Here is a 6355-nt window from a genome sequence, read left to right on the forward strand (position 1 = left end):
CCCCACCCCCCCGCCCCCCCCCCCCGCGACGATACCTGACGGAACGCCAGGGATCAGGTGATTATCCGCGGCCCGGCGGGCCACCCGGGGCCACCGCGGCCGGTTCAGCGGACGGGCAGCACCCGGGTGTGCTCGGCGCGCACGGCCTGGAGGTCGTGCGGCTGGAGGCCGAGCAGGTCGAGGACGGTCGGGGCGATCTGCTTGGTCTCGACCTTCTCCTCCCGGCGGACGCCGCCCGGGGTGGCGGCGCCGGAGACGACGAGCGGGACGTTCAGGTCGTCGGCGTGGGCGCCGCCGTGCTCGGCGATCTTGCTGCCGCCGGTGTAGACGACGCCGTACTGCGCGACGCCGAGGACGTCCGGCACCCGCGGGTCGCCCGGGGCGACGCCGAAGTGGTCGGCGGCCTCCGCGCCGGCGTAGACCTTCTGGACGCCGCTGCCGGTGAACGGGCGGGCCTTGCCGTCGATGCCGACGCCGGTGCCGTTCTGCGCCAGCAGGTAGGCCTTGGCGAAGGAGGTGGCGGCCTGGGAGCGGTCGTTGAGCCAGAGCAGCACGCCGTCGTCGTCGACCGCGTGGGCGACCAGGGCGCCCGCGCCCGGGTGGGCGGCCTTCCAGGCGGCGTCGAGGCCGTCGAGCAGCGGGCCGTCGTCGATCCGGTTGAGCGCGGCCGGGTCGATCGGGGACTGGCCGTGCTTGGCGGAGAGGATGACGGTGGTGGAGCGGTCGAGGTGCTGCTTGCGCAGTTCGGCGGTCAGCGCGCCGATCTGCTGGTCGACGTACGCCAGGTTCTTCTCCACCAGGGGGCCGGGCACGCCCTTGGCGACGTAGCCGCCCTGGAGGCCGTCGGAGCTCGCCAGCTTCTGCGCGGTGGAGACGGACTGGAAGTTCAGGCCGAAGACGGCCGGGGTGCCGACCCGCTGCGCACGGCTGTGGTCGTAGCCGTCGATCTCGTTGAGGACGGCCTGCACCTTGTACGAGTCGTACTGCTCGGTGGCCTGGTTGTCCTTGGTCCAGTCCCCCTTGTAGCCGGTGGCGTTGCTGTTGACCTCGGGGGTGAAGAGGTCCTGGATGCCCGCGCCGGAGGGGCCGTTGAGGATGTCGTAGGCGGCGTGCTTGTCCGACCAGGCGGTGCGCAGGCCGGCCTGGCGGGCCACCTCGAAGACGGTGTTCACCTGGAGGTAGGAGTGCGGGTAGACCGGCTTGCAGGTCCGCGGGTCGACCGGCAGCTTGGCGGGGTCGATCAGGGTCTGCGGGTTGCCGGTCATCCGCAGGATGGAGCCGGGCAGGCCGGGCAGGCCCTGGCCGGCGTCGAGCGCGTCCTTGTTCTTGTCCAGGTCCTCGGTGAGGTCGACCTCGACGCCCGGCTTCGAGTGGGCGCAGTCGGTGGTGCCGGCCGGGAGCAGCGCGGCGTTGTAGGTGTCGTCGTAGTAGACGCCGGTGGTGCCGGGGCCGCCGCCGGTCAGCTGGGCGACCATGCCGGGGAAGGAGTCGGACGGGTCGGTGGTGGCGGCGTGGGTGTACTCGACGCCGCCGCGGACCAGCCGGGCCAGCGCCGACTGCGGGTGCGCGGCCACGAAGCGGGCGAGGTCCGACTGGTGCAGGCCGTCCACCGACACCAGCAGGACGTGCTGGGCCCGGTGGGCGCCCCGGCCCTCCTCGGCGGCGGCGGCCTGGGCGACGGTGGATCCGGCCAGCACACCGGCGGCGCCGAGGGTGGCGGCCAGTCGGACGTAACGACGGGTCACGGAGGTCTCCTGTGGAAGGGGGAGGGGAGGTGACTGCGGCGGTGCGGCCCCCAGGGTGGGAGGCCCCGGTGTACCGGTGGCGGCCGGAACGTGAACAGCACCGGTCCGCTGCGCCGGGCGGCCCGGGATTTTACCCGCCGCCCACCAACGCCTTGCCCTGCCATGGGACTTGACGCGGGGGTAGGGTCGGTTCGGCGGGGTCGGCGGGCGCCCCCGGGCACCTGAACGGCCCAACCCCCCGGGCGGGCGGCACCGTCCGGCGGTGATGCTGGACTCCGACCGCCCACGGCGGTCGTTCGCGTGCGCGGCACGCGGTCGGCGCGCTCACATCCGTCGGCCGACCCCGAGGAAGGAAGCAGGGCTCATGGACGCATCCGCGATCGGCTCGGCACAGATCGGCGTGACGGGCCTGGCGGTCATGGGCCGCAACCTGGCGCGGAACTTCGCCCGCAACGGCTACACGGTCGCGGTGCACAACCGCACCCCGGCCCGGACCAGGGCGCTGGTCGAGGAGTTCGGCCACGAGGGCGCCTTCGTCCCCGCCGAGTCACTGCGGGACTTCGTGGCCGCGCTGGAACGTCCGCGCCGCCTGCTGATCATGGTGAAGGCCGGCGGGCCCACCGACGAGGTCATCGAGGAGTTCGCGCCGCTGCTGGAACCCGGCGACATGATCATCGACGGCGGCAACGCCCACTTCGCGGACACCCGCCGCCGGGAGAAGGCACTGCGCGAGCAGGGCATCCACTTCGTCGGCAGCGGCGTCTCCGGCGGGGAGGAGGGCGCGCTGCTCGGCCCCTCGGTCATGCCCGGCGGCTCCGCCGAGTCGTACACCGTGCTCGGCCCCATGCTGGAGCGGATCAGCGCCCAGGTGGACGGCGAGCCGTGCTGCACCCACATCGGCACCGACGGGGCCGGCCACTTCGTGAAGATGGTCCACAACGGCATCGAGTACGCCGACATGCAGCTCATCGCCGAGGCCTACCACCTGCTGCGGGACGTCGGCGGGTACTCCCCCGCCGAGATCGCCGGCGTCTTCGAGCGGTGGAACCGGGGGCGGCTCGACTCCTACCTGATCGGGATCACCGCCGAGGTCCTCGCCCACACCGACGCCGACACCGGCAGGCCCTTCGTCGACGTCGTCCAGGACGCCGCCGAGCAGAAGGGCACCGGGCGCTGGACCGTCCAGACCGCCCTCGACCTCGGCTCCCCGGTCACCGCCATCGCCCAGGCCACCTTCGCCCGGGTCGCCTCCGCCCGGACGGCGCTGCGCGAGGCCTACCGGCCGCTGCCCGGCGGCACCGTCCACCCGCTGCACCCGCACGAGGCGGAGCGCTTCACCCGGGACGTCGAACAGGCCCTCTACGCCTCCAAGGTCATCGCCTACGACCAGGGCTGGACAATGATCCGCGACGCCGCGGCCGAGTACGGCTGGGACATCGACCTCGGCGCGGTGGCGAGGATCTGGCGCGGCGGCTGCATCATCCGGGCCGCCTTCCTCGACCGGATCCGCGCCGCCCACGCCGCCGAGCCCGACCTGGTCAGCCTGCTCGCGGAACCGCAGTTCGCCACCGAGGTCGCCGACGCCCAGGCCGCCTGGCGCACGGTCGTCGCCGGGGCCGCCCAGCACGGCATCCCGGTGCCGGCCTTCTCCGCCGCGCTGGCCTACTTCGACACCCTGCGCAGCGAGCGGCTGCCCGCCGCGCTGATCCAGGGCCAGCGCGACTTCTTCGGCGCCCACACCTACCGCCGCACCGACCGGCCGGGCAGCTACCACACCCGCTGGGCCGAACCCGGGCGGCCGGAGGAACGCACGGACACCGGGGCCTGAGGCGTGCCGTGTGGGTCCGGCCGTCAGGACGGGCGGCCGCCGAACTGCCACCGGTGCACCTCGACGTCGGCGTAGCCGTCCGCGGTCAGCACCGCCCGCGCCGCGTCCGGATCCGGCGCCCGGAGCAGGACGGCCGTGCCCAGCCAGGCCGTCCCGTCGTCGGAGAGCAGCGGCCCGTAGGCGATGAGCTCCTCCCGGTCGGCCGGCACCGCGAGGTCGACGGGCTGCCCGCCGCCGAGGCCGAGCACGAGGTAGCGGGCGCCCTCGGTCCGGCCGCCGGGGAAGTCCCACATGGTGCGCCCCAGCAGGTTGCGCCAGCGCCGCAGCAGCACGTCCCGGTAGACCCCGGCCTGGTAGCCCGGCTCCTCGAAGGCGAACGCCCGGGCGGCGGCCGGACCGGGCAGGTCGAGGACGTGCACGCTGCCGGTGGGCAGGGCCCCGTCGTCGGTGAGCGTCGGCCCCCGGGCGATCATCTCCCGCGCGAACCCGTCCATGTAGGACCAGTGCGCTTCGAGCAGTTCGTCGCGCAGCGGCAGGGACCCGGGCCGGTCGCGGTGGTAGCAGAGGAACTCCATCCCGGTAGCATCCCGCCGGGCGGCCGCCCCGGTCGAGCCGATTTCGCCCCCCGAGGGGCCGCCGCGTCACCGCTGGAGGACGCGCCGGAGCCAGCGGGTGCGGGCCTCCTGGGCGTCCCGGGCCAGGGCGGCCTGCGGGGCGAGGGTGTCGAAGCCGTGGCAGGCGCCGGGCCAGACGTGGAGTTCGGCCTCGCCCCCGGCCTTCCAGAGCGCGTCGGCGTAGGCGACGGCCTCGTCCCGGAAGGTCTCGGCGGAGCCCACGTCCAGGTACGCGGCGGGCAGCCCGGTGAGATCGGTGGCGCGGGCCGGGGCGGCGTACGGGGAGAGGTCGGCGGCGCCGTGGCGGTCGCCGAGCACGGCCTGCCAGGCGGTGGCGTTGGAGCTGCGGTCCCAGGTGTCGTGACCGACCATCTGGTGGCTGGAGAAGGTGTCGCCGCGGTCGTCGAGCATCGGGCTGAGCAGCAGCTGGCCGATCGGCATCGGTCCGCCGCGGTCGCGCACCAGGAGGGCGAGGGCGGCGGCGAGCCCGCCGCCGGCACTCTTGCCGCCGATGACCAGGCGCCCGGCATCCACGGCCAGTTCGTCCGCGTGCTCGGCGACCCAGCCGAGCCCGGCGTAGCAGTCCTCGACGGCCCCGGGAAAGCGGGTGCGCGGTGCCAGCGGGTACTCGACGGAGACCACGGCCAGCCGCAGGGGCAGGGCCAAGGAGCGCAGCACCCGGGGCAGTACGGACCACGCGTTGCCCGTCACCATCCCGCCGCCGTGCAGGTAGTAGAGCAGCGGCAGCGGCTCGCGGATCCCGGCGGGCCGCGCGCTGACCAGAGTGAACGCGCCGTCGCCGTCGGCCCGCGGCACCTGCAGCTCCGTCACCTCGAACCGGCCGCCGTCGCTCAGCCGGTCGACCGTCGGCCGGGGCCGGACGCGCGCGTCCCGCTCCTGCCAGGCCACCAGGCCCTCCGGAGTGAGCACCTCCCGCGCCCGCGCCCCGGCGGCCTCCACCGCCGCCCGCACCTCCGGATCCAACGGAGGCACCCGTCGCCCCACCGATCCACCCACCACCAGCACCCCCTCACCGGACGGACACCCGAGCGGCACCCCGTCCCACCCCACCCTGCCAGGCCCGCCCACGACGCCGGCGTGGAGGGGCTCGAATCCTGGATCGACCCGGACGGAAAACCGCTGGCGCGGTGGCCGGGCGGGGAGTTGACTGGCCTGCCGAGGCCGTGAACACCGCTTGGCGAAGGGGGAGTTGTGGAGGACCCGCAGTTCACCGTACGGCTCGACGGCCCCTCGCCCCGGGGCGCGGTGCGGCTCAAAGCGGTCCGCACGGTGAACGGGCTGAGCCTCTGGCAGGCCGGCCTGGCGCTGGACGCCGGAACGGCCGTCCTGCTGGCGGACGTCCCCTTCGAGCTCGCCGCGCCCGCCGCACGGAACCTGCGCCGGGCAGGCGTGGCGGTCGCCGTCAGCTGCGGCGCCTGCCGCCGCACGCTGCCCGAGGACGGCGCCCCGGTCGCCCCCGAACCCTGCGCCGGGCGCTACTTCGCCACCGCCCACTGCCAGGCGAACTCGCTGACCACCTGCGACTGCGAGTTCTGCACCGAGTTCGGCCCCCTGCCCGGGCTCACGGCTCCCTGAGCCCGCGCTGAGCGGTGGGGGCGCCCGCGACCCGGCGCTCGCCGCCGTTGCGGTGCTGCCAGCGGCGGTACACCTCGACCGCCTCCTCGCTCGGCGCGTGCCGCATCGGCAGTCGGCGCTGGTCCCAGGGCTTGGCGAACTCACCGTAGAAGCTGTCGAGTTCGAAGTACTTCCGGTCGTCGACGTAGTGCGGCTCGTAGGCTTCGCGGGTGGTGAGGAAGACCACCTCGTCCGGCGAGCAGTAGTACAGCGAGCCCAGGCACATCGGGCAGGGGTGGGCCAGGACGTAGATGGTGGTGCCGGTCAGGTGCTCGGTGCCGAGCCGGGTGCAGGCCTCGCGGATGGCGAGGATCTCCGCGTGGGCGGTGGGGTCGCCGGTCTGGGCGACCCGGTTGGCGCTCTCCGCCAGGATCCGGCCGTCCTTGACGATGACGGTCGCGAACGGGCGGCCGCCCTCCTCGACGTTGCGGCGGGCGAGCTCGATGGTGCGCTGGACGAAGTCCACGGCAGTGCCTCCTCGGTGGGGTGTCCGGCGGGGGTCGAGCCGCGGGTGGGGATCAGTCGCGTGTACG

6 protein-coding genes are annotated in these 6355 nt (G+C 74.5%); 2 read left to right on the plus strand and 4 right to left on the minus strand.

All coding sequences use genetic code 11. The features are described 5' to 3' along the window. Nucleotides 1-104 precede the first annotated feature (104 nt). Complete coding sequence (locus tag ACFV8H_RS31965) at nucleotides 105-1745, minus strand: alkaline phosphatase family protein (RefSeq protein WP_380406960.1); 1641 nt, start codon at nucleotides 1743-1745, stop codon at nucleotides 105-107. A gap of 364 nt (nucleotides 1746-2109) precedes the next feature. Here ACFV8H_RS31965 and gndA point away from each other — a divergent pair, with 364 nt between their 5' ends. After that, nucleotides 2110-3573, plus strand: a complete 1464-nt coding sequence (gene gndA, locus ACFV8H_RS31970) for an NADP-dependent phosphogluconate dehydrogenase (RefSeq protein ID WP_380406962.1) — start codon at nucleotides 2110-2112, stop codon at nucleotides 3571-3573. Nucleotides 3574-3596: 23 nt separating this feature from the next. Here gndA and ACFV8H_RS31975 read toward each other — a convergent pair whose 3' ends face one another. Beyond that, complete coding sequence (locus tag ACFV8H_RS31975; RefSeq protein ID WP_380406964.1) at nucleotides 3597-4148, minus strand: YciI family protein; 552 nt, start codon at nucleotides 4146-4148, stop codon at nucleotides 3597-3599. A gap of 66 nt (nucleotides 4149-4214) precedes the next feature. Continuing rightward, nucleotides 4215-5180 carry an alpha/beta hydrolase gene (locus ACFV8H_RS31980; protein ID WP_380406966.1) on the minus strand — a complete coding sequence of 322 codons (966 nt, stop codon included), beginning with the start codon at nucleotides 5178-5180 and terminating at the stop codon, nucleotides 4215-4217. A gap of 219 nt (nucleotides 5181-5399) precedes the next feature. On the opposite strand from ACFV8H_RS31980, the gene ACFV8H_RS31985 reads away from it, so the two are divergent. Then, nucleotides 5400-5783, plus strand: coding sequence for a hypothetical protein (locus tag ACFV8H_RS31985; RefSeq protein ID WP_380406968.1), 384 nt, complete (start codon nucleotides 5400-5402; stop codon nucleotides 5781-5783). Here the strand turns inward: ACFV8H_RS31985 and ACFV8H_RS31990 are convergent. Then, nucleotides 5770-6288 carry a nucleoside deaminase gene (locus tag ACFV8H_RS31990; protein WP_380406970.1) on the minus strand — a complete coding sequence of 173 codons (519 nt, stop codon included), beginning with the start codon at nucleotides 6286-6288 and terminating at the stop codon, nucleotides 5770-5772. The genes ACFV8H_RS31985 and ACFV8H_RS31990 overlap by 14 nt on opposite strands. Nucleotides 6289-6355: the final 67 nt, after the last annotated feature.

The sequence above is a fragment of the Kitasatospora sp. NPDC059827 genome (assembly GCF_042731675.1).
In the GTDB taxonomy this organism is placed as follows: Bacteria; Actinomycetota; Actinomycetes; order Streptomycetales; family Streptomycetaceae; genus Kitasatospora.

Coding starts and splice junctions, on each gene's coding strand:
- gndA (WP_380406962.1), top strand. CDS start 2,110: ATGGACGCATCCGCGATCGGCTCGGCACAGATCGGCGTGACGGGCCTG.
- ACFV8H_RS31975 (WP_380406964.1), bottom strand. CDS start 4,148: ATGGAGTTCCTCTGCTACCACCGCGACCGGCCCGGGTCCCTGCCGCTG.